Source organism: Oxalicibacterium sp. (assembly GCF_035565035.1).
Classification (GTDB): domain Bacteria; phylum Pseudomonadota; class Gammaproteobacteria; order Burkholderiales; family Burkholderiaceae_D; genus Oxalicibacterium.
The window spans coordinates 67,347-93,645 of the sequence record NZ_DATMTD010000105.1 but is presented as its reverse complement, the minus strand read 5'-3'; the positions used below and the strand labels follow the sequence as shown (position 1 = coordinate 93,645).

At 57.8% G+C, this 26,299-nt stretch carries 21 protein-coding genes; 9 read left to right on the top strand and 12 right to left on the bottom strand.

Annotated elements, in window-relative coordinates:
- Nucleotides 1–93: 93 nt before the first annotated feature.
- Nucleotides 94–1,875, bottom strand: coding sequence for a tetratricopeptide repeat protein (locus VN114_RS10790; protein ID WP_325514720.1), 1,782 nt, complete (start codon nucleotides 1,873–1,875; stop codon nucleotides 94–96).
- A gap of 187 nt (nucleotides 1,876–2,062) precedes the next feature.
- On the opposite strand from VN114_RS10790, the gene mutM reads away from it, so the two are divergent.
- From mutM to mutY, 3 genes are all read left to right on the top strand, one after another.
- Nucleotides 2,063–2,884, top strand: a complete 822-nt coding sequence (mutM, locus tag VN114_RS10785; protein ID WP_325514718.1) for a bifunctional DNA-formamidopyrimidine glycosylase/DNA-(apurinic or apyrimidinic site) lyase — start codon at nucleotides 2,063–2,065, stop codon at nucleotides 2,882–2,884.
- A 95-nt stretch (nucleotides 2,885–2,979) separates the two neighbouring features.
- The gene (locus VN114_RS10780; RefSeq protein WP_325514716.1) at nucleotides 2,980–4,926 is read left to right on the top strand and encodes a dynamin family protein; all 1,947 of its coding nucleotides are present in this window, start codon (nucleotides 2,980–2,982) and stop codon (nucleotides 4,924–4,926) included.
- Nucleotides 4,927–6,102, top strand: a complete 1,176-nt coding sequence (gene mutY / locus VN114_RS10775) for an A/G-specific adenine glycosylase (RefSeq protein WP_325514714.1) — start codon at nucleotides 4,927–4,929, stop codon at nucleotides 6,100–6,102.
- A 33-nt stretch (nucleotides 6,103–6,135) separates the two neighbouring features.
- Here mutY and VN114_RS10770 read toward each other — a convergent pair whose 3' ends face one another.
- The 11 genes from VN114_RS10770 to ilvA form a co-directional block, all read right to left on the bottom strand.
- Nucleotides 6,136–6,762: an LON peptidase substrate-binding domain-containing protein gene (locus tag VN114_RS10770; RefSeq protein ID WP_325514712.1), complete on the bottom strand. Its 627-nt coding sequence runs from the start codon at nucleotides 6,760–6,762 to the stop codon at nucleotides 6,136–6,138.
- 76 nt (nucleotides 6,763–6,838) lie between these two features.
- Nucleotides 6,839–7,702, bottom strand: a complete 864-nt coding sequence (rapZ, locus tag VN114_RS10765) for an RNase adapter RapZ (RefSeq protein ID WP_325514710.1) — start codon at nucleotides 7,700–7,702, stop codon at nucleotides 6,839–6,841.
- A gap of 55 nt (nucleotides 7,703–7,757) precedes the next feature.
- Complete coding sequence (gene hprK / locus VN114_RS10760) at nucleotides 7,758–8,699, bottom strand: HPr(Ser) kinase/phosphatase (RefSeq protein ID WP_325514708.1); 942 nt, start codon at nucleotides 8,697–8,699, stop codon at nucleotides 7,758–7,760.
- A 38-nt stretch (nucleotides 8,700–8,737) separates the two neighbouring features.
- Nucleotides 8,738–9,211 (bottom strand): PTS sugar transporter subunit IIA, encoded by a 474-nt coding sequence (locus VN114_RS10755; RefSeq protein WP_325514706.1) that lies wholly within the window; start codon nucleotides 9,209–9,211, stop codon nucleotides 8,738–8,740.
- Between the two features lie 217 nt (nucleotides 9,212–9,428).
- A complete protein-coding gene (queF, locus tag VN114_RS10750) occupies nucleotides 9,429–10,268 on the bottom strand; it encodes an NADPH-dependent 7-cyano-7-deazaguanine reductase QueF (protein ID WP_325514705.1) in 840 nt (279 codons plus the stop codon).
- Nucleotides 10,269–10,375: 107 nt separating this feature from the next.
- Nucleotides 10,376–10,702: a thioredoxin family protein gene (locus tag VN114_RS10745; RefSeq protein WP_325514834.1), complete on the bottom strand. Its 327-nt coding sequence runs from the start codon at nucleotides 10,700–10,702 to the stop codon at nucleotides 10,376–10,378.
- A 51-nt stretch (nucleotides 10,703–10,753) separates the two neighbouring features.
- Nucleotides 10,754–11,962 carry a hybrid sensor histidine kinase/response regulator gene (locus VN114_RS10740; RefSeq protein WP_325514703.1) on the bottom strand — a complete coding sequence of 403 codons (1,209 nt, stop codon included), beginning with the start codon at nucleotides 11,960–11,962 and terminating at the stop codon, nucleotides 10,754–10,756.
- Nucleotides 11,952–12,545 (bottom strand): chemotaxis protein CheB, encoded by a 594-nt coding sequence (locus VN114_RS10735; protein WP_325514701.1) that lies wholly within the window; start codon nucleotides 12,543–12,545, stop codon nucleotides 11,952–11,954. Before VN114_RS10735 ends, VN114_RS10740 begins: the two co-directional genes overlap by 11 nt.
- 15 nt (nucleotides 12,546–12,560) lie before the next feature.
- Nucleotides 12,561–13,388 (bottom strand): CheR family methyltransferase, encoded by an 828-nt coding sequence (locus VN114_RS10730; protein WP_325514699.1) that lies wholly within the window; start codon nucleotides 13,386–13,388, stop codon nucleotides 12,561–12,563.
- A gap of 1 nt (nucleotide 13,389) precedes the next feature.
- The gene (locus VN114_RS10725) at nucleotides 13,390–16,872 is read right to left on the bottom strand and encodes a response regulator (protein WP_325514697.1); all 3,483 of its coding nucleotides are present in this window, start codon (nucleotides 16,870–16,872) and stop codon (nucleotides 13,390–13,392) included.
- A gap of 278 nt (nucleotides 16,873–17,150) precedes the next feature.
- Nucleotides 17,151–18,683 carry a threonine ammonia-lyase, biosynthetic gene (ilvA, locus tag VN114_RS10720; RefSeq protein WP_325514832.1) on the bottom strand — a complete coding sequence of 511 codons (1,533 nt, stop codon included), beginning with the start codon at nucleotides 18,681–18,683 and terminating at the stop codon, nucleotides 17,151–17,153.
- Between the two features lie 226 nt (nucleotides 18,684–18,909).
- Here ilvA and VN114_RS10715 point away from each other — a divergent pair, with 226 nt between their 5' ends.
- From VN114_RS10715 to VN114_RS10690, 6 genes are all read left to right on the top strand, one after another.
- Nucleotides 18,910–19,398, top strand: coding sequence for a YqaA family protein (locus tag VN114_RS10715; protein WP_325514695.1), 489 nt, complete (start codon nucleotides 18,910–18,912; stop codon nucleotides 19,396–19,398).
- Between the two features lie 116 nt (nucleotides 19,399–19,514).
- Nucleotides 19,515–23,528: an FAD/FMN-binding oxidoreductase gene (locus VN114_RS10710; protein ID WP_325514693.1), complete on the top strand. Its 4,014-nt coding sequence runs from the start codon at nucleotides 19,515–19,517 to the stop codon at nucleotides 23,526–23,528.
- Entirely contained in the window at nucleotides 23,525–23,959 is a 435-nt protein-coding gene (locus VN114_RS10705) for an HIT family protein (RefSeq protein WP_325514692.1), read from the top strand. Before VN114_RS10710 ends, VN114_RS10705 begins: the two co-directional genes overlap by 4 nt.
- 54 nt (nucleotides 23,960–24,013) lie before the next feature.
- Nucleotides 24,014–24,451 carry a DUF971 domain-containing protein gene (locus VN114_RS10700; protein WP_325514690.1) on the top strand — a complete coding sequence of 146 codons (438 nt, stop codon included), beginning with the start codon at nucleotides 24,014–24,016 and terminating at the stop codon, nucleotides 24,449–24,451.
- Nucleotides 24,452–24,561: 110 nt separating this feature from the next.
- Entirely contained in the window at nucleotides 24,562–25,296 is a 735-nt protein-coding gene (ubiE, locus tag VN114_RS10695) for a bifunctional demethylmenaquinone methyltransferase/2-methoxy-6-polyprenyl-1,4-benzoquinol methylase UbiE (RefSeq protein WP_325514688.1), read from the top strand.
- 9 nt (nucleotides 25,297–25,305) lie between these two features.
- Nucleotides 25,306–26,226, top strand: coding sequence for a Tim44-like domain-containing protein (locus tag VN114_RS10690; RefSeq protein WP_325514686.1), 921 nt, complete (start codon nucleotides 25,306–25,308; stop codon nucleotides 26,224–26,226).
- The last annotated feature ends 73 nt before the right edge of the window (nucleotides 26,227–26,299 follow it).

Sequence of the window (26,299 nt, the reverse complement as noted above, 5' to 3'; positions counted from 1 at the left end):
GCTGTGACGCAATATTCCTGCATCACAGCTGCACCAGCGACATGACAACCGGTGCTGCCATGTCTTTTGCTGAATGACAGAGTTGCTTCAGGCTTACAGATCCACGCGCAGGCGAGTCAGCGTGCTTTTCAACACATCGTTCTGCGGATCCTTGCGGCTCGCATCGCGCCAGAATTGCTGAGCGCTGTCCTTGTCGCCCTTGACCCACAATACTTCGCCCAGATGCACGCCGATTTCGACATCGGGACGCAATGCATAGGCACGACGAAGATAATCCTCCGCTTCCTGCAGTCGGCCGAGGCGGAATTCCACCCAGCCCATGCTGTCCATGATGAATGGATCTTCCGGCGCGAGCTGCAGCGCTTTTTCGATCAGTGTGTACGCTTCCTGCAGACGGACATTGCGGTCGGCCAGCGAATAACCGAGCGCGTTGTACGCATGCTGGTTCTGCGGTGCGAGCTTGATCACCTTGCGCAGCAGGTTCTCCATCAGGTCAAGGCGATCGGCTTTTTCCGCCAGCATCGCGTAGTCGTACAGCAGGCCGGTATCTTCCGGAAAGCGTTTTTCACCGGCGGCCATCACGTTCAACGCTTCCGGCATGCGATCGGCGCGGCTCAGCAGTTGTGCGTCGGCAGCGATGACCTGGACTTGTTCGCGCTGGCCTTCCGGCGTCAGATGCGCGAGCAGATTGCGTGCGCCGTCGAGATCGCCGCTGGCAGCCATGATCTGTGCGCTGTGAATCTGGGCTTCAAGATAGGCAGGACCCGGATCGATTTGCGCCAGCCATTTCAATGCGGCCTGATAATCCTTGCGGTCTTCGGCGATCTGCGCAAGGATCAGTTGCGCCTGTACGGGATCGCGGGTTTCATCCGGGTTTTTGTCCAGTTCGGCCAGATAGGCGGTCAGATATTTTTCGGCCATCGCGCGATCGTTGAGTTGCGCACCGAGGATGCCCATCGCATACAGGATGGTAAGGTCGTTCGGCTTTTCTTCCAGCAGGATGCCGAACTGTTTGCGCGCCTGATCGTACTGTTTGTCGTCGATCAGCACTTTGGCGTACGCAATACGGATATCGCGTGCTTTCGGATGATCTTTCAGATAGGACGCAAGGAATTCCAGTGTGTCGGCGCGTTCCGTCATGGTTTGCGCGACCATCAGGGCGGCGATTTCCAGGTCGGGTTTGAGCTTCAGCGCCTGCTGCGCTTCGAGGCGCGCGATCGTCAGTTCCTTGTTGGCGTAGGCGCTGTGCGCGAGCGCAATATGGCTTTCAACCAGATCGGGATAGGGCTTGACCAGTTCTTCCAGCAGCGAGAAGGCGCCTTGCTTGTCTTTCGAACTGGATAGCAGGCGCTGGATCTGCAGAATCATCAGGCCGCGTTGCTGCGGACGAACTTCCTGCAGGCGTTCGACCAGCAGCGGTTTTGCCGCGGCCAGATCGTCTCCGAGTACGCTCAGTCCGAGGTAGAACTGATCGGCTTCGTCGGAATTCGGTGCCAGTTCGCGCCACAGTTTGACGGCAGCCAGTGCTTCGTTCGCTTTCTTGACGCTCAATGCGATTTCGGCGGCGCGATGTGCCAGACGCGGATCGCGTGTCTGTTGTGCGCTCGTCATCATCGTCACGAAGGCGAGCTGCCAGTCGCCGCGCTGATAGGCAAATTCGGCGCGCAGCAGCTTGTACATCAGGTCTTCGGTCAGTTCGACGTCGGGCAGGGAAGGGTCTTTCTTCTTGTCTGCGTCGCTCTTGTCCGCGTTATCGGCAATCGCAGCCGGCGCTGCGTCCTGTTGCGCCAGATTCAGCGGCGAGACGATACGGGCCTGTGCGGTCGATACGGAAAAAAAGGCGGACAGCGTTACAATGACGAGGGCATTTTTCAATTGAAGAAGTCCAGGCAAATCGGGCAGGGATTCAATTCTACGCTGAACCGACATGCAGTGCGTATCGATGCATTTGTGGCGCGTATTGATACGTGCGAGCCATCTTGTTTTGGTGATTGCGCGTAGCAGCCGACGTATCGAGCACCTGTATTTCTTCCTGTTTTAATCGCTATCAGAACCGGTTTCCATGCCTGAATTACCTGAAGTCGAAGTCACACGTCGCGGTGTTGCGCCACATCTGGAAGGGCAGATCGTCGGCGGAGTGGAGTTTCGCCATACCGGTTTGCGCTGGCCGTTTCCGCTGGAGCTGTCGCAGACACTGGCCGGACGAACGGTGCGCAGCACTGGGCGGCGCGGCAAATATCTGCTGATTCATTTCGACCACGGCACCTTGATCATTCATCTTGGCATGTCGGGTCACATTCGCATCCTGCCGCAGGACGTACCGCCGAAAAAGCACGACCATTTCGATATGCATGTCGGATCGCAGGTGCTGCGTCTCAGTGATCCGCGCCGATTCGGTGCTGTGCTGTGGCATGCAGCGGAAGAAGGCGATATCGAAAATCATTTGTTGTTGCGTACGCTGGGTGTCGAACCATTGGAAGACAAGTTCACCGCGAAATGGCTGCATCAGCAGACGCGCGGTCGCACGGCGGCGATCAAGCAGGTGTTGCTGGCCGGAGACATCGTGGTCGGCGTCGGCAATATCTATGCGTCCGAAAGCCTGTTCCAGGCGCGCATCAATCCGAAGACGCCGGCGCATCGCATCAGTCTGGCGCGTTACGAACGGCTGGCGCAGGCAATCCGCGAGATTCTCGCCGCGGCGATCGAGCAGGGCGGCAGCACGCTGAAGGATTTCATGTCGGTCAATGGCCAGTCCGGATACTTCCAGCAAAGTTATTTTGCGTATGCGCGAACCGGCGAACCTTGCCGGATTTGCAATACACCGATCAAGCAGATCGTGCAGGGGCAGCGTTCGACTTTCTACTGTCCAAATTGTCAAAAATGACGGCCGGTGCTAGTGTCCGGTAACTGCTGCAGAGATGATGCAGACAACGATAAAAAACGGCAGCAAAAAACAGCAACAAAAACAGCGAGGTGCATGTGAGCAATCTGGTGCAGAAATTTCAGGAATACAGCGGCTGGCGCGATAACGTCCGGAATGCGCTGAAACGTTATCGCGATTGCGTGCAGGAGCTCGACCTGTCCGATGCCGCCAGCGAACAACGCATTGCCCATGCACTGACGCGCCTGAATGAAGACAAACTGTCGATTGCCTTCGTCGCCGAATTTTCGCGCGGCAAATCCGAACTGATCAACGCCATCTTCTTCGCCGATTACGGTCAGCGCATCCTGCCGACTTCAGCCGGTCGCACGACGATGTGCCCGACCGAATTGCTGTACGACGAAACCTTTCCGCCATCGATCCGCCTGCTGCCGATCGAGACGCGCGCCGATTCGCAGTCGACCAGCGACTACAAGACGCAAAATCAGGTCTGGACAGTGCTGCCGCTCGACATCACGAGCAGCGACGGCATGCTGGAAGCGTTCAAGCAGGTCGGTCTGACCAAGCGCGTGCCGGTGGAAGATGCCGTGCGCTACGGCCTGTACGACGAAACCGATCCCGACATGGCAATGGCGGTGGATGCGGATGGCACGGTCGAGATTTCGCAATGGCGTCATGCGATCGTCAACTTCCCGCATCCTTTGCTGAAGCAGGGATTGGTGATTGTCGATACGCCGGGCTTGAACGCGATCGGTACCGAACCGGAACTGACACTGAACCTGATTCCGAATGCGCACGCCGTGCTGTTCATTCTCGCAGCCGATACCGGCGTGACGAAGAGCGACATCGACATCTGGTGCAATCACATCGGCGGCGCAGGTGCAGGCAACGGCCGTCTGGTCGTGCTGAACAAGATCGACAGCATGTGGGACGAACTGCGTTCGGAAGACGAAGTCGAACGCCAGATCGCGATGCAGGTCGCCAGCGTGGCGCAGATGCTGGATTTGTCGGAACGCCAGATTTTCCCGGTTTCCGCGCAAAAGGGATTGGTCGGCAAGATCAATGGCGATGCGCCGTTGCTGGAGAAAAGTCGTGTGCCCGTGCTGGAAAACGCCTTGTCGAGCCGCCTGATTCCATCCAAGCAGGAAATCATTCGTTCGCAACTGCTGTCGGAAATCAGCGAGCTGGCAGCGACCAGTCACGCGCTGCTGTCGTCGCGTTCGCGCAATGTCGTCGAGCAACTGGTCGAATTGAAAAGCCTGCGCGGCAAGAACCAGAACATCCTCGAACACATGATGAAGCGCATCGACATGGAAAAGCGCGAATTCGACGGCAGCCTGTTCAAGCTGCAGGCCACGCGTTCGGTCTTCGCACGTCTGTCGACGGAAGTGTTCACCAATCTCGGCATGGGCGTGCTGAAGGAAAACGTGCGCACCACGCGCGATGCGATGGAGAAGAGCAAGTTCACCGCGGGCTTGCGTCAGGCCGTGCGCGAATTCTTCAGACAGACCCTGGAAAGCCTGCAACTGTCGGCGCAGAAGACCGACGAGATCGGCGAAATGATGTCGGTCATGTATCGCAAATTCTCGACCGAACACGGCCTTGCGCTGGCGACGCCGATGCCGTTCTCGCTGGAAAAGTACATGAAGGAAGTCGCGATGATCGAACAGCTTTATCACAAGCAGTTCGGTGCAACGACCGTCATGACGACGCCGCAGGTTGTGCTGATGCAGAAGTTCTTCGATTCGATCGCTTCGCGCGTGCGTCAGTGTCTGCTGCAGGCAAATCGCGATGTCGAAGCGTGGCTGAAGGTTGTAATGGCGCCCCTGGAGGCGCAGATTGGCGAACACAAGTTGCAGTTGAAACGTCGCAAGAAATCGATCGAAAAGATTCATCTTGCCACCGACAGTCTGGAAGAAAAGCTGCTGTCTTTCGAACAGATGCAACTGGAACTGGACACGCAGCGCGCCATGCTGACACGTCTGGAAAATGAATTGAAGGCGGCGATTGCCGCGCAACTCGGTGCGTTGAGGGCCGCTGCATAGATGAAACGTGTCGTTGCGGAAAAGATTGAGGACGTCGTAAGCGAATCGCCTGCCGGAGTTTCTTCGCGCAAATCGAAAAAAGCTGCTGCATCTGCAGACGAGTTCGCTGCTGATACTGGTTTTTCGCGCGATGTGATTGACTGGCAGAAGCAGCACGGACGTCATGCCTTGCCGTGGCAAAACACGCGTGATGCCTATCGTGTCTGGTTGTCCGAAATCATGCTGCAACAGACGCAGGTCGCTGCCGTCATTCCGTACTACGCGCGCTTTCTGGAAAGTTTTCCTACCATTCAATCGCTGGCCGCCGCATCATCCGAGCAGGTAATGGCGCACTGGAGCGGTCTTGGTTATTACTCGCGTGCGCGCAATCTGCACAAATGTGCGCAAGCCGTGGTGGCGCAACATGGCGGCGTGTTTCCCGCCGATCCGGACTTGCTGGAGCAGCTGCCCGGAATCGGGCGCTCCACGGCAGCGGCCATTTCTGCATTTTCATACGGCACGCGCGCTGCCATTCTCGACGGTAACGTCAAGCGCGTATTCGCACGTGTATTCGGTATCGATCGTTTTCCCGGAGAAAAGGCGGTGGAAAACGACATGTGGTTGCGTGCCGTTGCATTGCTGCCGGAGACCGGTGTGGAAAGCTATACGCAAGGCTTGATGGATCTGGGTGCAACCTTGTGCACGCGCAATCGTCCGGCCTGCAATCGCTGTCCGCTCGCGCATCGCTGCGTTGCATTTGCCAGCGGACGCACGGCGGAGCTACCGGTGCGCAAACCGAAGAAGAAGGTGCCGGAAAAACACGCGACGATGCTGGTGATTGTCAATGGCGATCAGGTATTGCTGGAGCAGCGCCCCGACAGCGGAATCTGGGGCGGTTTGCTGTCGCTGCCTGAAGTCGCGCCGACGGACAATGACGTCATCGATTTCGAGCGCGTTGTTGCGCCATTCGGCACGACGGCATCGACGGCAAGGCTGCCCGCGTTTTCACACGTGTTCACACATTTCAAACTGCATGTGACGCCCTATCGAATCGATCTGTCACGTCGTCTGCAGATCGCGGCTCAGCACAATCATGCGTGGTATCCGGTGCGTGCAATGGCCGAAGCACCATTGCCGGCACCGGTCAAAAAACTGCTGCTGGCGATTTTCCGCGAACCTGATTTGCTGTCGCAATAACTGTTGCGGTTGTTGTCGCGGAGTAGTGGCGCTTCAGATGATGTGATGCTGGAGCAGGTACTGGTGAATGATTTCCAGCCGATTGTGCGCATCGTTCAATTCCAGCAGTTTCTGCCGCGCCTTCAACGGAATCGGCAGGATCTCGCTCCATCGGTTGGCGACCCAGCCGGCGTCGTTCAGTTGCAGCGTTTCCGGAAACGGATTGTCAAACTCATCGCCCTGTTCCGCATGCCCCTTTGCCGCGATATCGTGAATGACCAGACTCAACGTGGCAGCGCATGGTTCGTGCTGCTTCGTCAGTACGCTGGTCGTGTCGGGTGCAATCAGTTCGATGCGTCCTTCCAGATGCTGATCCTTGAACGTGCGCGTTTCCAGAATGCGAAAACGCTGGCCGCCTTGCGTACGCAGCATCAATAAGCCAAGTTGTTGCGCGTCCCAATGGGTGATGTGCGCCAGACAGCCCACAGATTCCGGTTCCGCTGCTGCGCCGACTTCCTTGCCTGACTTGATCAATACGACGCCGAACGGTGCCTCGCGCTTCATGCAGTCGCGCACCATATCCATGTAGCGGGTTTCGAAGATTTTCAGCGGAAGAATGCCATCTGGGAACAGGACGGCGTTGAGCGGGAACAGTGGAATCCAGTGCGAATCGTCGGGCATGGGAAATCAGATGATGGGTAGATTGCAGGGCGACGTGGCACGCCATGGCGGCAGTTACCGATGAAGGTTGGCGGTGTCAGTCAAGTTCGCGATGGCGCAGCAGCACGTGTTCGGTCGAGCGGAAATACTCGGCCAGTTGTTCGACGAAATAGACCGAGCGATGCTGGCCGCCGGTGCAGCCGATGGCGACGGTCAGATAGCCGCGATTGTCGTTCTTGAACGCGGGCAGCCATTTGCGCACGAACCCGCGAATGTCCGCCAGCAGTTCAACCGCATCTGCTTGCGCCGCGAGAAATTCCTGCACCGGCGCATCGCGTCCGGTCAACGGTCGCAACGCTTCGTCGTAATGCGGATTCGGCAAGGTACGGACGTCGAAGACCAGATCCGCATCGAGCGGCACGCCGAACTTGAAGGCGAACGATTCGAACAGCAACGTCAGCGGCGAACGATCGGTATCGGCCAGTCCCTTGATCCATGCGCGCAACTTGTTGGCGCGCATGCCGGAGGTGTCGATGACGTGGCTGATTTCCTCGATGCCGGCCAGCATTTCGCGTTCTTCGCGTATGCATTCGGTCAGCGTGCGACGTTCGGTGGCGTTGTCGCTGACGAAGCTGCGATGCGATAGTGGATGGCTGCGGCGTGTTTCGGAAAAACGGGCGATCAGTGAATCGGTTTTTGCCGTGAGGAACAGGACCTTCACATCGTGACCCTGGCTGCGCAGCCAGGCCAGATCGTCCGGCAAGCCGATCAATGAGCTGGCACTGCGCGCATCCATCGAAACGGCCAGCGTCTCGCCGTTTTCTTCCAGGCGCGCAGTGACCAGCGCGCGCAACAGTGGGGGCGGAAGATTATCGACGCAGAAGTAACCGGCATCTTCGAGTGCTTTCAGCCCGACGGATTTGCCGGAGCCGGAGATGCCTGTGAGGAGAATGATGCGCATGACGTTCATGATACCGCAAGCGCAACAAGGCGTTCGGGCATCGACGCGACTGGCACTACTCGTCGCTTTCCATCGCCTTTTGCTGGCGAATCATGAAGTCGCGCAAAGTGTCGATGCCGCGCAGTTGCAGGATCGTGTTGCGTACCGCTGCTTCCAGCAGCACCGCGAGATTTCGTCCGGCTTCGACCGGGATCACGACCTTGCGGATTGCCAGGCCGAGGATTTCCTCGGATTGCGATGGCAGTGGCAGGCGTTCGTAGTTGTCTTCCATCGAGCTGCGGCGCACCAGATGCGCGATCAGTTTCAGGCGCATTTTGCGCCGCACGGCGGTTTCGCCGAAGATGGTGCGGATGTCGAGCAGACCGAGGCCCCGCACTTCCAGCAGGTTCTGCAACAGCGGCGGGCAGCGACCTTCGATCATGTTCGGTGCGATGCGTGCGAATTCGACGGCATCGTCTGCCACCAGACCGTGACTGCGTGAGATCAATTCAAGACCGAGTTCGCTTTTGCCGAGGCCGGACTCGCCGGTGATCAATACGCCGACACCCAGCACGTCCATGAAGACGCCGTGCATCGTGATGCGTTGCGCCAGTTTTTTCGACAGATAGACACGCAGGTAATCGATGACCTGCGCAGCCGGTAACGGTGTCGAAAACAGCGGAATGTTCTTGGCGTCGCAGATCGCCATGATGCCGGGCGGCGTTTCCAGACCTTGCGCGATGATCACGGCTGGCGGCTGACCGGAGATCAGTTCAGCCGTGTGATAGGCACGCGCACCGGCTGACAGACGTTCGTAATATTCGGTTTCCTGATGGCCGAACACCTGGATGCGGCCGGGGTGAATCAGATTCAGGTGACCGACCTGATCGGCGGCCGAAGTGGCGTCGCCGGAGATTTGTCGTTCCCCACCGGGAAATCCCGCAAACCATCCAAGCTGCAGCGGTTCGCGATTGTCGTCATACAGTTGCTGGATCGAGAGCGGAGTCGGTAATGGCATGGTGGGGGAGTTGGTGGGCACCGAAGCGGTGCCGGAAATCAGTTCGCGCTTTGCAGGCTCGGCTGCCAGGTAATCAGGCGCGCGTGAACGGCAGCCGGATCGGCGGTGGTTGCCAGCATCGTGCGGAATGCTTCATCGGAAAACATTTCTGCCAGTTCGGACAGGATTTCCAGATGTTGTTGCGTCACGTGATCCGGAATCAGCAAAAAGATCAGCAGGTTGACCGGCTGACCATCCGGCGATTCAAACGGAATCGGTTGTGCCAGACGTACAAAAGCGGCCAGCGGCGCCTTCAATCCCTTGATGCGGCCGTGGGGAACGGCGACACCGTGACCGAGGCCGGTCGAACCAAGACGTTCGCGTGCGAACAGATTGTCCGAAACATCGGAGCGGGCAATGCCACAGTTGTTTTCGAAAATCAGGCCGACCTGTTCGAACGTACGCTTTTTGCTGGAGACGTCGAGATCGAGCACGACATTGGCAGGGGGAAGAATCTGACTGAGATGGTTCATTGATGCAATGCACAAGAAAGGACTCTGCGACGGATTATAGGCCTATTTTTTCCGGGTGGGTCCGAAACGAACCCTGCTGACAATTTGTTGCCGGGGAATGTTGTGCAATGGATGCGTTTTGTTAAAAAGTTTTACACCGAAATATCAATCTGTTTCACTTTTGGTATCCGTGGTCGGAATGGCAATTTCAGACGACATTTCGACTGCGCACTTTCGGTTATTGTCGTGCACTGCGCGCATTCGATGGCGGCTTGCCGGTGCTGAAGTTGCTGCGCCACGGATTGATGTCGAGGCCGCCGCGCCGCGTGTAACGCGCATAGACGGCCAGTTTTTGCGGTTTGCACTGGCGCAGGATGTCGATAAAGATGCGCTCCACGCATTGCTCGTGGAACTCGTGATGTTCGCGGAATCCGATGATGTAGCGCAGCAGACCTTCGTGGTCGATCGGCGCGCCGACATAATGAATCTGCACGCTGGCCCAGTCGGGTTGGCCGGTTACCAGACAGTTCGATTTGAGCAGATGCGATACCAGTTGTTCCTCGATCGGCGCTTCGTCGTGATTGGCAGTCAGCAGATTGGCGTCCGGCAGATATTCTTCGACTTCGATGTCAAGGCGATCCAGCGACAGGCCGTTCAGTTCACTCATGTTCACTGTGGCGAACGTATCCGGTGCTGTCAGGGTAATTTGTACAGGTGCTCCGAAGCCGGTCGACAGATCGATTTGCAGCAATTCAAGCAGCGCTTCGGTACCGCCGAGCTTGGTCTGGTTGAACGAATTCAGATACAGCTTCAGCGATTTGGATTCGATGATGCAGGGTGAATCGGCCGGCACCATGAAGCGTGCGATCGCCACTTGCGGCTTGCCGCGCATGTTCAGCCACGACAGTTCATAGGCGTTCCAGATATCCATGCCGAAAAACGGCAGCGTGCCGTTGAGGCCGAGTTCGTCGCGCTTGTATTGGCGCGGGATCGAAAACAGCAGCGACGGGTCGTATTGCGCGCTGTAAACAGAGGGTTTGCCGAGCGGCGACGACGAAGGAGCGGATGGAGCGGTCATGGCGAGATGGTTGTCTGAAAAGCATGTCTGTAAGAACAGACGAGAGTGGGATCGCATAGGCATCAAATCGATACAGGTTCGATTCTAATCCTATCGGCGTACACCCATCAGCTTAAGCCATCGAGTGCCGTCATCGCCTGCGCAATGGCGGTGCTTTCCTGCGGTCGAACCAGCCGGTCGATTTCGACGCCGTCTTTCATGAAAATCAGCGTCGGCCACAGCTTGATCCTGAACGAGCGGCCGAGTCGGCGTCCGGGACCGTCTTCGATCTTGATGTGGCGCAGTTGAGGATGCTTGCTGAAAGCGGAGGCGATCAGCGGCTGTGCGTTCTGGCAATGGGGACACCAGGGGGCGCCGAATTCGATGACAGTGGCGTCTTTCAGGGCGTCGATGTCGCCACGTGCCGGTTCGACCTCGGCGTAAATCTCGTTCATTGCCACGATGTTCTCTCAGTCATTCCATTGCTGCTTGCTGCGCGGAGCGGCTCATGCCTCCGGCGCCAGATGATGGTCTTGCGATAACGGTAGCGCGACGGTAAAGACCGTGCCCTTGCCCGGATTGCTTTGCACGCTGATCGTGCCGTTGTGCGCCTCGACCAGTTGTCGCGAAATATACAGCCCCAGACCGAGACCTGCGGAAACGTGGTTGCCGGCGCCGCGCTCGAACGGCTCGAAGATGCGCTGCTGATCCTCGGCTGAAATACCGTTGCCCTGATCCTTGACGTAAATTCGTGCGCTGTTGGCGGTGGTCACCAGGCTGACCTCGATCGGCTTTTTCTGTCCATAGCGGATGGCATTGGTCAGCAGATTGACGATGACCTGTTCGATGCGGAATTCATCCCACATGCCGCTTACTTCTTCATCGGCAACCAGTTCGATCGTGGTGCCGGACGCTGCGGCCTGCGCCGTCAAGTCGCCGACGATACGCACCAGCAGGCTGGACAGCTCGGTCCACGCCGGACGAATCGACAGCCTGCCGCTGCGTATGCGCGACACATCCAGCATGTCGTCGATCAGGCGGATCATGCTTTGAATCTGGCGACCGTCGCGTGCTACCATTTTTTCCAGACGGTCGGCGTTGAAAACGGCGATGTCGCCGCGTTCCAGTTGCATCTTGCGCATCTGCGTTTCCAGGAACAGCGTATTGAGCGGCGTGCGCAACTCGTGTGCCACCATCGACATGAATTCGTCACGCATCCTGACGGCATGCTGCAACTGCTTTTGTGCAGCATGCAGTTCCTGCATCAGGACTTCCTGTTCCTGCCGGCTTTTTTCCAGCGCAGCGACCTGGCGGCGTGTTTCGTTCCGTTGTTGATACAGATCGACGAAAACGCTGACCTTGCTTTGTACCGCATAAAAATCGAGCGGCTTGTACAGGAAGTCGACGGCACCGCTTTCATATCCCTTGAACGCGTAATTCAGTTCCTTGCCGGCGGCGCTGACGAAGACGATCGGAATATGGCGAGTTTTTTCAGTGCCGCGCATCAGTTCCGCGAGTTCGAAGCCGTCCATGTCCGGCATTTGCACGTCGAGGATCGCAAGCGCGAATTCGTGTTCCAGCATCAATGTCAGCGCTTCTTCACCGGACGTGGCTTCGTAGATCAGACGATCTTCCTTGCGGATCAGCGCGTTCAATGCACGCAGGTTGTCCTGCAAGTCGTCGACGATCAACAGTTTGGTGCGTTCAGTGTGCATGAGAGTCGTCCAGAGTCAAAAGCAGTGCGTGTATGTCCTGCAGTTTCAGAATTTTGTCAGGGGTAAAGATGTCGATCGCGGCTGCCGGCATGGTGGCGATGTGCGCCTCCGACGGATCCTGCACCACGGTCATGCCGCCGCGTTCCTGTACGTGACAAAGTCCGGCGGCGCCGTCGTCATTGGCGCCGGTCAGCAGGATGCCGAGCAGTGCAGGGCCGTAGGCATCGGCGGCCGATTCCATCAGGATGTCGATCGATGGACGAGAGAAGTGCAGCGGTGGTTCGCAGCTGAGCGAAAAGCTGCGATCGGCCTCGATCGACAAGTGGTAACCGGCACCGGCGAAATAAACGGTGCCGGGCTGGATCGTCTCCTTGTCTCTGGCCTCACGCACCGGTAGTGACAGACGGGCGGCGAAAATTTCTGCCAGGCGACTATCGCGCTCATCCGGCAGATGCAGCACGATGACGATCGGCAGGGAGTAGCCGGACGGTAATCTCGGTAACAATGCCAGCAGCGCGTCGATGCCCCCGGCAGAACCGCCGATCACGATCGCTTCAAGATGACGTGTGCTGGGTGTTTTCATGGCGAAAGGTGTCAATCAAAGTTTGCGGAAAATCCGCTCTTTCTTGACCAGCGGTTCGAAGCTGGACGAGTAGGACGAGAAGTCGATACTCTCCTTGCTGCCCAGCCCCAGAAACCCGCGATGACACAGCGATTCGTGAAACAGTCCGAAGGCGCGATCCTGCAAGGTCTTGTTGAAATAGATCAGCACATTGCGGCAGCAAACCAGATGTGTCTCGGCAAACACGCTGTCGGTCGCCAGACTGTGATCGGCAAACGTGATGTTCTCGATCAATGAACGATCGAACAGTGCGGCGTTGTAGGCCGCCGTGTAGTAATCCGAAAACGAACACGTGCCGCCGGCTTTCTGATAATTGGCGGTGTAGGTCTTCAGGTGTTCGAGCGCAAACACCCCTTTGCGTGCGCGGTCCAGCGATTCCGGATTGATATCGGTGGCATAGATGATCGAGCGGTCGAGCAGGCCTTCTTCCTTCAGCATGATCGCCATCGAATAGACTTCCTCGCCGGTACTGCAGCCGGCGATCCATATTTTCAGCGACGGATAGGTCTTCAGGAAAGGAATGACCTCCTGGCGCAACGCAAGGAAATACGTCGGATCGCGAAACATCTGGCTGACCGGAATTGTCAGGTATTGCAGAAGCTGCATGAACGTTGCCGGATCGTGCAGCACTTTTTCCTGCAATGCAGAAACCGTCGGACATCCCATTTGCCGCACGGCATGCAGCACGCGCCGTTTCTGCGATGTCAGCGCATAGTCGCGAAAGTCGTAGCTGTACTTGAGATAGATTGCCTCCATCAGCAGACGCAATTCGATATCAACGCTGGCGACGTTCTGTTGCGGCATGTCAGAGTCGTTCCATGTTCGGCATCCATACGCGCAACAGCGAATACAGACGATCCAGATGGACCGGTTTGGCAAGGTAATCGTTGGCGCCGGCCTTCATGCATTGCTCCTGATCGTCCTTCATTGCTTTTGCCGTAATGGCGATGATCGGCAATTGCACGAAGCGCGGGTCCTTGCGAATGCGGCGTGTCGCTTCCAGCCCATCCATCCCCGGCATCATGATATCCATCAAGACCAGATCGATGTCATTTCCCTGTTGATTCACGCGATCGATCGCTTCATATCCATTGCGTGCAACCTCGACATGCAGACCTTTCTGTTCCAGCACGCTGGTCAGCGCAAAGATGTTGCGCACGTCGTCATCCACCAGCAGGATGCGGCGACCTTCGAATACGCGATCGCGGTTGCGCACGATTTTCAGCATCGTCTGCCGTTCGCTCGACAGTTCCGCTTCCACCTTGTGCAAAAACAGCGTCACTTCATCCAGCAGGCGTTCCGGTGAACGTGCGCCCTTGATGATGATCGAGCGCGAATACTTGAGCAGGTCGGCTTCTTCGTCGCGCGTCAGGTTGCGGCCGGTGTAGACAATGACCGGCGGGAACGAGCAGATTTCCTCGCTGGACATGCGTTGCAGCAACTGATTGCCCTGCATGTCCGGCAACTTCAGGTCGATGATCATGCAGTCGAAGATCGTCGTGCGCAGCAGGCGCAGCGCTTCTTCGCCAAGCTCGACTGCGGTGATTTCCACATCGCTGTCGCCGATCAACTGCACCACGCTGTCGCGCTGGCGTGCATCGTCCTCGACCAGCAGCACGCGCTTGATCTTTTGCGTGAATTTCTCTTCCAGTTTGCGGAATACATCCTTCAATTGATCGTGCGATGTCGGCTTGACGGCGTAACCGATCGCACCCAGATGCATCGCGGCGTCGGCACGATCGACGGCTGAAACAATGTGCACCGGGATATGTCGTGTCAGGGAATTTTCCTTCAACTGCTGTAACACACTGAGGCCGGAACGATCCGGCAATCGCATGTCGAGCAGAATCGCGTCCGGATGGTATGCGGCGGCCAGATGCAGGCCGTCCTGCGCGTCCTGCGCGACGATGCACTGATATTGCATCTCATGCGCAAGATCGAACAGGATGTGGGCGAATTCGGTATCGTCTTCGATGACCAGCACCATCCGCCGGTTGCCACGCTCGTTGTCGCGATCGTCGTCAAACGGTGGCGCACCGACCGTTGCGGCATCGGTTGGTGCGTGTGCCGCCGCCGTGGCGGTCATCGCATGCGCCTGAACGGAGGCCGCCGCGTGCGGCGCGGCTTCCAGTTCATGTACCGGCTCCTGCCACACCGGTGGCATCACCAGTGTAAAGGTGCTGCCTTGATCCGGTTGGCTGCAGACATGGATGGAACCGCCCAGCAGCACGGCCAGATCGCGCGAAATCGACAAGCCCAGTCCGGTGCCGCCGTAACGACGACTGGTGGTGCCGTCGGCCTGGTGGAACGCATCGAAGATCAGTTTCTGCTGGTCGGGTGGAATGCCGATGCCGGAATCCTGCACGGCAAAACGCAGGTGGCCGTTTTCGTCCTGCGACACATTCAGTTCCACGCTGCCGGCTTCGGTGAACTTGACGGCGTTGGACAGCAGGTTTTTCAGGATCTGTTCCAGTCGCTGACGATCGGTGAAGATGCCGGGCGCCGTGCCCTTGGCAATCGTGACCTTGAAATCGAGCTTCTTCTGGCTGGCCAGCGGCTCGAATGTCATCTTCAGCGAATCGACCAGCTTGCGCAGCGGAATGTCTTCCGGTGCGAGTTCCAGCTTGCCGGCTTCGACTTTGGAGATGTCCAGAATGTCGTTGATCAGGTTCAGCAGATCGTTGCCTGCCGAATAGATGGCGCCGGCAAATTTGACCTGTTCGGCGGTCAGGTTGCCTTGCGCGTTCTCGGATAGCAGCTTGGCGAGGATCAACGAACTGTTCAGCGGCGTGCGCAGTTCATGTGACATGTTGGCGAGGAACTCGGACTTGTACTTGCTGGCGCGTTGCAGCTCGGCGGCACGTTCTTCGAGTTCTGTCTGCGCCTGGTTGAGCGCGCTGTTTTTCTGATCGAGAATGATGGCCTGGCTTGCCAGTTGATCGTTGGTCTGCTCAAGTTCCGCCTTCTGATTTTCCAGATGCGCCTGCGACTCCTCCAGCACGCGCGACTGTTCCTCGAGCTCCTCGTTGCTGGTGCGCAGTTCTTCCTGCTGGACCTGCAATTCCTCGTTCAGTTGCTGGGTTTCCGCCAATGCATCCTGCAGCAACTGGCGATAGCGTGACGCTTCAACCGACGTACCGATATTGCCGGCGATCAGTTTGAGGAAATCGATGTCGCGCTGCGTTACCTTGTGCAGGAACCCCAGTTCCACCACGCCGTTGACCGTGCCTTCGTTGTCGATCGGCAGCAGCACGACATTGGCGGCTGTGGTTTCGCCAAGACCGGAGTTCACCTTCAGGTAGCCGGCCGGCACGTCGTCGAGATGGATCAGTCGTCGGTCGGCGGCGGATTCGCCGACCAGGCTTTCACCGTCCCTGAACGTTTTGCCGAATTGTTCGCCATCGCTACTGAAACCGTAGGTGGCGACGCGTTGAAGCGAACCGTCGTCCTGGCGGATGTAAAGCGCGGCGACTTGCGCCTTCACATATTGCGCGAGAAATTCCAGCATCGCGGCGCCCAGTTGCGGCAGCGCCAGCCGCCCGACGCCGCGTTCGACCAGTTGCGTCTGGCCGGAACGCAGCCATGCCTGCTGCTGCAACACTTCGGCGTGTTCCGCATGTTCCTTCAGTGCCGTACCGTAGGTTGCCGACAGTTGCAGCAGTTCGCGTCGGCCGAGGAAGGCGAGCAGACCGCTGATCGCCACGCTGAGAAGCAGGAAGGATGCGATGGAAATGGTGGTCACACTGCGCGCATCGTCATTGCGCTGTTTGCGCAGGCGCTGTTCGGCGTCGAGAAAATCCTTGAGCTCGTCGCGGATCTGGTCGAACTGCAGTTTGCCGACGTTCATGTCGAGCAATCGCTGGAAGTTGCCGTTGGTGCGGCGCAGCTCGATCATCGTCTGCGCAAATTCATCCCATTGCACCTGCAATGCCTCGATCCGTTTCAGCCGTTCGATCTGCGCCGGATTGTCGGCAACGCCTTCGTGCAGTGCCGACATTTCGACGGCGAGGCGCGGTTTGCCGATCAGATAGGGTTCGAGCGAGGCTTCCTTGCCGGTCAGCAGAAAGCCGCGCATGCCGGTTTCCATATCGACCGACAGTTTGCTGACTTCATTGGTGTTGCCGATCACCCGCTCGCTGTGCTCGACCCACGTCATCACGGACAGCAGATACAGGATCAGGCCGATGAACGCGAGCGCAGTGATGAGGCCTGCTACCAGCGGGATGGTGACATTGCGGGTCAGGATGCGGCGGAAGGTATCCTGGTTGCTTGCAAACACGTCGGTCATTGTTCTTCCCTTGTAAGGCAACACACGGCGATTGCCGTCGAGATGGCAATCGCCGCATGCGAGCGGCACGACGACATCCTCCTGCAGACGAACTGCAAGCAGATATGCTTCGACTTTTATGGTTCTTGTGGTGATGCGTTCCGATGAACAGAACTCAGTCGATTGAACGCGGAACGAGCGCACCGCGTGATTGGTGCGGCGTTACTGCGCGTCAACTCTACGCTAAACCAGAGCGCGAATCTTAGGCCGCAAGCGCAGTCGCCGCAAGTCTGTAAATTTTACAAAAACAGTTTGTAGGCAGGATTGTCGGTCTCGTCCCAGTGTCGATAGCCGAGGCCGGCGAGGAAGGCGCGGAAATCCTTCATTTCCTTCTTCGGCACTTGCAGACCGACCAGAATGCGGCCGACATCGCCGCCCTGATTCCGGTAGTGGAACAGGCTGATGTTCCAGTTTGGCGCCAAGCTGTCGAGGAAGCGCATCAGTGCACCTGGACGTTCCGGGAATTCGAAGCGATATAGCAGTTCGTCATGCGCCAGTTCGCTCTTGCCGCCGACCAGATGACGAATGTGGGCTTTCGCCAGTTCGTCATGCGTCAGGTCCAGCGTCCTGAAGCCGTGCTTGTCGAAGTTCTTTGTGATGCGGACCGCTTCGTCGCGATCGGGAATCTGTATGCCGACGAACACGTGCGCTTTTTTCGCGTCGCTGATGCGATAGTTGAATTCGGTTACATTGCGCGGTCCGACCAGTTTGCAGAAACGCTTGAAGCTGCCGCGCTCTTCCGGAATCGTCACCGCAAACACGCCTTCGCGCGCGGTGCCGACGTCGGCCATTTCGGCGACGAAGCGCAGGCGATCGAAGTTCATGTTGGCGCCGCTGGCGACGGTGATCAGCGTCTCGTTCTTGACCGGCTTTTTGGTGGATTGCGAACGCTCGATATAGGCTTTTGCGCCGGCCACGGCCAGCGCGCCGGACGGTTCGAGAATGCTGCGCGTATCCTGGAATACGTCCTTGATCGCGGTGCATACATCATCGGTATCGACCACGATGACGTCGTCCACATGCAATTTGGCCAGGCGGAAGGTTTCTTCGCCGACGAGTTTGACTGCGGTGCCGTCTGCGAACAGACCGACATCCGGCATCGTGACACGACGGTTTGATTTCAGGCTGCGCGCCATGGCGTCCGAATCGGTCGTCTGCACGCCGATGACCTTGATCTCGGGACGCACCGCCTTGACGTAGGCGGCGATACCGGCGATCAAACCGCCGCCGCCGATCGGGACGAAGATCGCGTGAATCGGGCCGGCATGCTGGCGCAGGATTTCCATCGCAATCGTGCCCTGGCCGGCGATCACGTCGGGATCGTCGAACGGATGGACGAAGGTGAGCTTGAGTTTTTTCTCCAGCGCCAGTGCATGCTGATAGGCATCCGAATACGAATCGCCGAACAGCACAACCTCGCCGCCGCGCGCCTTGACCGCTTCGACCTTGACCGATGGCGTGGTGGTCGGCATCACGATGACGGCGCGGCAGCCGAGTTTGGCGGCCGACAGTGCGACGCCTTGTGCGTGATTGCCGGCGGAGGCGCAGATCACGCCGCGTTTCAGTTTGTCGGCAGGCAGTTGCGCCATCTTGTTGTACGCGCCGCGCAGCTTGAAGCTGAACACGCTCTGAATATCCTCGCGCTTGAAATAAATCTGGTTGCCGTAACGCTTCGACAGCGTTGGCGCCAGTTCCAGCGGCGATTCCACGGCGACGTCATATACACGCGCGGTCAGGATTTTCTTCAGGTAGTCGGTCGTCATAGGTGCAATGTGTTGAGGCGCAGCTTGCGAAGGTTGTCGAAAAATTCGCTGCGCGGTCGCTCATTATAATGGACACCCTTTGACGAAGATGGACGGAGATGCCGAACCATTCGAGGTTGCGACACTCAACTTCCAACTCGCTATTCAATTCAACATCCAATGCACATTCAATCCGACACTGGGATTTCGCAAATCGATTCGCGGGCTTTCGAGGATTTCTCATGCCTGACCGCTCATGATTGAAAACGCCGTTCAATGGCTGCTTTCTGTGCTGGCCGTGCCGCAAGTCGGCCTATGGTCGGTTTTCATCGTCAGTACGGCGTCGGCAACCCTTTTGCCGATCGGCTCGGAGCCGGCCGTGTTTGCGGTCGTCAAGGCAAATCCCGGCCTGTTCTGGCCGGCGATTCTGGTGGCGACCGCCGGCAACACGCTGGGCGGCATCATCGATTACTGGATGGGGTTCGGCGCCAAGCGGATGTTTGCGAAGGAGCGCCAGACGCGCTGGTTCGGCTGGCTGCAGCGGTTCGGCGCGAAGACGATGATGCTGTCCTGGTTGCCCGGAGTCGGCGATCCGATCTGCGTACTGGCCGGCTGGCTGCGCCTGCCGTTCTGGGAATGCGTCGTCTACATGGCGATCGGCAAGTTTCTGCGTTACCTGACGATGACGTGGCTGCTGCTGTTTGTGCCGGATGGATTCTGGCAGTACCTGATGCATCTGTTTTGATGCCAATTGCGGGAATTTTTCGGGCAATGAAGCGCGGCTTCAGCGTGTTTCCGCACCAACGGCGCAGACCGCAATCGGCTAGAATGCGTCTTTAGCATCAGTTCACACGACTCTTGATGAACGCCCCAGCCCATTTGCAGACCCTACTCGCCGACGCTCCCGACGGCAACACATCGACGCGCCTGCGCGAAATCCCGTACAACTACACGTCTTTTTCCGATCGCGAGATCGTGATTCGCCTGCTCGGTGAAGAAGCATGGACACTGCTCGCAGAATTGCGCAGCGAACGCCAGACCGGCCGTTCTGCGCGCATGCTTTACGAAGTGCTCGGCGACATCTGGGTCGTGCGGCGCAATCCGTACCTGCAGGACGACATGCTGGACAACCCGAAGCGCCGTCAGGCGTTGATCGACGCGTTGAACCATCGTCTGGGCGAAGTCGACAAGCGCCGCAAGAGTGATCTGGACGCGCATGACGACGCCAACGCGCAACGTCGTGCCGCCGCAGTCGAAGCGCTGGTGCAGGCTGCATGCAAGGCTGTCGCCGATTTCGGTGAAGAATTCCGCAATACCTGGGATCTGCGCAAACGCGCGACGCGCGTGCTGGGCCGTTATACCGACAAGGGCAACGTCAAGTTCGACGGTTTGTCACGCGTGTCGCATGTGACCGATGCAACTGACTGGCGTGTCGAATATCCGTTCGTCGTGCTGACGCCGGATACCGAAGACGAAATGGCCGGCCTCGTCAAAGGCTGCATCGAACTCGGCCTGACCATCATCCCGCGCGGCGGCGGCACCGGTTATACCGGCGGCGCAATTCCGCTGACGCCGATGTCGGCCGTCATCAATACCGAAAAACTGATTCAACTGGGCGATGTCGCGATGACGCGTCTGCCAGGCGTCGACCGCGATTACGCGACGATCTATTCCGGCGCGGGCGTTGTCACCAAGCGCGTGGCCGATGCGGCGGAAAAAGCCGGCTTCGTGTTCGCGGTCGATCCGACCTCCGCGGAAGCGTCGTGCATCGGCGGCAATATCGCGATGAACGCCGGCGGCAAGAAAGCCGTGTTGTGGGGCACCGCGCTTGACAATCTGGCGAGCTGGAAAATGGTCGATCCGAACGGCGACTGGCTCGAAGTCACGCGCATCGAACACAACCTTGGCAAGATTCACGATGCGCCAACGGCAACCTTCAAGCTCGAATGGACGCACCCGAACGAAAAAGGCCGCGGCAACAATCAGCCATTCAAGACCGAAATGCTGGAAATCCCCGGCCGCACGTTCCGCAAGGAGGGCCTCGGCAAGGACGTTACCGATAAATTCCTCGCCGGTCTGCCCGGCGTGCAGAAGGAAGGCTGCGACGGCCTGATCACGTCGGCACGCTGGATACTGCACAAGATGCCGAAGCACACGCGCACCGTCTGTCTGGAGTTCTTCGGCCACTCGCGCGATGCGGTGCCTTCGATCGTCGAGATCAAGGATTATCTCGATGGCTTGCCGGCCAAGGGCGGCGAGTTTGCGACCGTGCGTCTGGCCGGTCTCGAACATCTGGATGAACGTTATCTGCGCGCGGTCGGTTACGCGACCAAATCGAAACGCGATGTGCTGCCGAAGATGGCACTGTTCGGTGACATCGTCGGTGAAGATGAAAACGCGGTCGCAATTGCCGCATCCGAGGTCGTGCGTCTGGCGAACACGCGCGTCGGCGAAGGCTTCATTGCCGTCAGCCCGGAAGCGCGCAAGAAATTCTGGCTCGATCGCGCGCGTACCGCAGCGATTTCCAAGCATACCAATGCCTTCAAGATCAACGAAGACGTCGTGATTCCGCTCGATCGCATGGGCGAATATTCGGATGGGATCGAGCGTATCAACGTCGAGCTGTCGATCAAGAACAAGCTGCAATTGCTGGCTGAATTGCACAACTTCTTTGTCGCCGGCAATCTGCCGCTGGGCAAGAGCGACGATGCAGAGGGCGATGGTATTCCGCCGGCCGAGTTGCTGGAAGATCGCGTCAATCAAGCCGAACAGTTACTCGAAACGACGCACGCGCGCTGGTCGTATCTGCTGTCGAATCTGGACAAGCCGCTGCGCGATGCGCTGAGCGAACTGAACGCACTTGGCGTGCAGACATTGACCGGCACGTTCGACGAACGTGTGACCAGGCAGCCGAATGCGACCGTATTCGATGTCGTGCAGGATCGCACTGTGCGTGTGTCGTGGAAGACCGAAGTGCGTGCGCATCTGCGCCAGATTTTCAGCGGTGTCGCGTTTCGTCTGATTCTCGACGAAACCGTCGCGATCCACAAACGCGTGTTGCGCGGTCGCGTGTTCGTCGCGCTGCACATGCATGCGGGTGACGGCAATGTCCATACCAACATTCCGGTCAATTCCGATCATTATCAAATGCTGCAGGACGCGCACGAAACCGTCGCGCGCATCATGGCGTTTGCGCGTTCGTTGAACGGCGTGATTTCCGGCGAACATGGCATCGGCATCACCAAGCTGGAATTCCTGACAACCGAAGAACTGGCCGATTTCCGCGCATACAAGCGTCGCATCGATCCGGAAGGTCGCTTCAACAAGGGCAAGCTGATGGACATGTCGGAACTGAGTTCCGACCTGCGCAATGCCTATACACCGTCGTTCGGTCTGATGGGCCACGAATCGCTGATCATGCAGCAGAGCGATATCGGCGCCATCGCCAACAGCGTCAAGGATTGCCTGCGCTGCGGCAAGTGCAAACCGGTATGTGCGACGCACGTGCCGCGTGCGAATCTGCTGTACTCGCCGCGCAACAAGATTCTGGCGACGTCGCTGCTGGTGGAAGCGTTCCTGTATGAAGAACAGACACGTCGCGGCATCTCGATCAAGCATTGGGAAGAGTTCGAAGACGTTGCCGACCACTGCACCGTGTGTCACAAGTGCGTGACGCCGTGCCCGGTCGATATCGATTTCGGCGACGTATCGATGAACATGCGCAACTTGCTGCGCAAGATGGACAAGAAGTCGTTCAATCCCGGCACGACAGCGGCGATGTTCTTCCTGAACGCGACCGATCCGTCGACGATCAATGCGACGCGTCAGGCGATGGTCGGACTCGGTTACAAGGCGCAGCGCTTCGGCCACGATTTCTTCAAGAAGCTGGCGAAGAAGCAGACTGCCGCTCCGAAGTCCACCGTCGGCAAACCGCCGATCAAGGAACAGGTGATTCACTTCATCAACAAGAAGATGCCGGGCAACCTGCCGAAGAAAACCGCGCGTGCGCTGCTGGATATCGAAGACGACAAGGTGATCCCGATCATCCGCAATCCGCGGTCGACGACGGCCGATAGCGAAGCGGTGTTCTATTTCCCTGGTTGCGGCTCGGAGCGATTGTTCTCGCAAGTCGGCCTGGCGACGCAGGCAATGCTGTGGAATGTCGGCGTGCAGACCGTGCTGCCGCCGGGTTATCTGTGCTGCGGTTATCCGCAGCGCGGTTCGGGCGATTACGACAAGGCCGAGAAGATCATTACCGACAATCGCGTGCTGTTCCATCGCATGGCGAACACGCTGAACTATCTCGACATCAAGACCGTGGTGGTGTCGTGCGGCACGTGTTTCGATCAATTGCAGGGCTACGAATTCGACAAGATTTTCCCTGGTTGCCGCATCATCGACATCCATGAATTCCTGATGGAAAAAGGTGTGAGGCTGGAAGGTGTCAGCGGTGTGCGCTACATGTATCACGATCCTTGCCACACGCCGATGAAATTGCAGGACCCGTTGAAAACGGTCAACACGCTGATCACGACGGTCGATGCGCAGAAGATCGAAAAGAACGATCGCTGCTGCGGCGAGTCCGGCACGTTTGCCGTGGCGCGTCCCGACATTTCGACGCAGGTGCGTTTCCGCAAGCAGGAAGAGATGGAGAAGGGCGCGGACAAATTGCGCGCTGACGGTTTCACCGGCGAGGTCAAGGTGCTGACGTCGTGTCCATCCTGCCTGCAGGGTTTGTCGCGCTACAACGACGACGCCGGCAGCAAGGCCGATTACATCGTGGTCGAAATGGCCAAGCATCTGCTGGGTGAAGACTGGATGGAACGCTATGTCGGCAATGCCAACAACGGCGGCATCGAGCGGGTGCTGGTATGACGACGTCCGGTTGCGAACTTTGCAATGAAGACGGCGGCGAAATCATTTTTCGCAATGACAAGTTGCATGTTGTGCTGATCGACGACGCCAACTATCCGGGTTTCTGTCGTGTGATCTGGAATGCGCACGTCAGCGAGATGACCGATCTGCCGCCATCGGATCGGTCGGTATTGATGCGTACCGTGTGCCAGGTGGAAACGGCATTGCGCGAAGTGCTGCAACCGGAAAAGATCAATCTGGCGAGTCTTGGCAACATGGTGCCGCATCTGCATTGGCACCTGATTCCGCGCTTCGCTGACGATGCACATTTTCCGAAGCCGGTCTGGGCACAATCGGTACGCCAGACCCCGACCGCTGTTCTTGCACAGCGACGCGCATTGCTGCCCGCCTTGCGCGCAGCGGTGGCAAGACATGTCTCTTGCGAAGCGTGACCGTCAGGTTGTGTACCGGCGGTCGATGACACGACATTCAAACGAAGGACAATGATGACTGCTTCCAGACAAACTGCACCGCAACCAACCAACCTGACGGTGCGCAAACAATCCCGTATTTTGGAAATCGAATTCGACGACGGTTCCGCTTTCTCGCTGCCGTTCGAACTGTTGCGCGTGTATTCGCCATCGGCCGAGGTACGCGGTCACGGTCCGGGGCAGGAAACGCTGCAGACCGGACAACGTCATGTCGATATCGCGGCCGTCGAACCTGTCGGAAATTACGCAATCAAACCGGCATTCTCGGACGGTCACGACAGCGGCATTTTCTCGTGGGAATATCTGCACCACCTGGGGACAAACCAGGAGGCACTGTGGGAAGACTATTTACGCCGGTTGGAAGCTGCCGGGTTCACCCGCGAATCGGGGCGCGATGTGCCAATGGACAAGGCAGTGGCGGCAAGCACGGGTTGCGGCAGTCACAAGCATTGAAGATTTGAAATGGTGGAAGCCGATTCTTGCTCTACGCCAAATCATTTCTCATCAAATTCTTCACGTTTTCTTAACATCTTATATAATCGCTTTTCTGACTGGTATTTGCCATGACCAACTCTACGCATTTCGGCTATCAAACTGTTGCCGAAGAAGAAAAAGTCCACAAGGTTGCCGAAGTATTTCATTCGGTGGCAGCGAAGTACGACGTGATGAACGATGTCATGTCGGCAGGGCTGCATCGCTTGTGGAAGACATTCACGATTGCGCAGGCGGGGATCAGGCCGGGATTCAAGGTGCTGGATATTGCAGGCGGCACCGGTGATCTGGCCAAGGCATTTGCCAAACGGGCAGGAGCAACCGGCGAAGTCTGGCTGACCGATATCAACGAGTCGATGCTGCGCGTGGGACGCGACCGTCTATTGAACAATGGGCTGATCACCCCCACGTCATTGTGCGACGCCGAGAAATTGCCGTTCCCCGACAATTATTTCGATCGGGTCTCGGTGGCTTTCGGTTTGCGCAACATGACGCACAAGGATGTAGCGCTGGCAGAGATGCGGCGCGTGTTGAAGCCGGGCGGCAAGTTGCTGGTGCTGGAATTTTCAAAAGTATGGGAGCCGTTGAAAAAACCATACGACGTGTATTCGTTCTCGGTGTTGCCGTGGCTGGGCAAGCGAATCGCGAACGACGCGGAGAGTTATCGCTATCTGGCTGAATCGATCCGCATGCATCCGGATCAGGAAACACTGAAGAAAATGATGCAGGACGCAGGGCTGGAACGCGTTCAGTACTTTAATTTAACCGCGGGTGTGGCGGCTCTCCACACTGGAATCAAACTTTAGGAGACAGGAATGAAAAGATTGTTGATGGCTCTGGCCGTCATGGCCAGCTCGATGATGTTCATCGCGACCGAGGCGGAAGCCAAGCGCATGGGCGGCGGCGGCTCGTTCGGCAAGCAGTCGCAAAGCTTCAAGCGCGCTGCGCCTCCGCAATCTTCGCCTACCACTGCAGGCCGTCAGGACACGAATACCGCCGGCGCAGCAGGTGCGGCTGGTGCTGCAGCCAAGCCGAGCATGATGCGTAACATTCTTGGCGGCGCGTTGCTCGGCCTCGGCCTTGGTGCACTGCTGTCCCATCTGGGAATCGGCGGCGCGCTGGCCAGCATGATCAGCACCATGTTGATGGTGGCGTTGTTCGCATTCGCGGCGATGTTCATCTACCGCATGATTCGCAACAAGAGCGCGGGTAATCGTGGCGGCATGCAGCCTTCGTTTGCCAACAACTATTCGGCAAAAACGCAAACGCCTGAAATCGGTTCCGGCATTGGCGCAAATCAGCCTTCCGCACTGCAGTCGTCGGCCCCAATGGCGTCCGGCGCGGCATATGAAGCTGTGAACGAAGTACCTGCCGATTTCGACGTGCAGTCGTTTATCCGCAATGCAAAAAGCTACTTCATTCGCCTGCAGGCTGCATGGGATCGCGCTGATATCAACGATATTCGCGAGTTCACCACACCTGAAATGTTTGCCGAACTGAAGCTGCAACTACAGGAGCGCGGTGCGTCGGCAAATGTGACCGATGTCGTGTCGCTTGAAGGCGAGTTTTATGGCGTCGAAAAAGTTGGCGACGAATACATCGCCAGCATCAAGTTCACCGGCATGATTCGTGAAGCCGATTACGCGCCGACCGAGCCGTTCACCGAAGCGTGGAACCTGTCCAAGCCGGTCCATGGCGATGGCGGCTGGGTGCTGGCCGGCATTCAACAGTTGTAATGCACTGATGTAATTGCATGCGCAGACGCTAGATGTCTGGCGGCACGGTGCCGCAAGCTGCTAAACTTGAAGC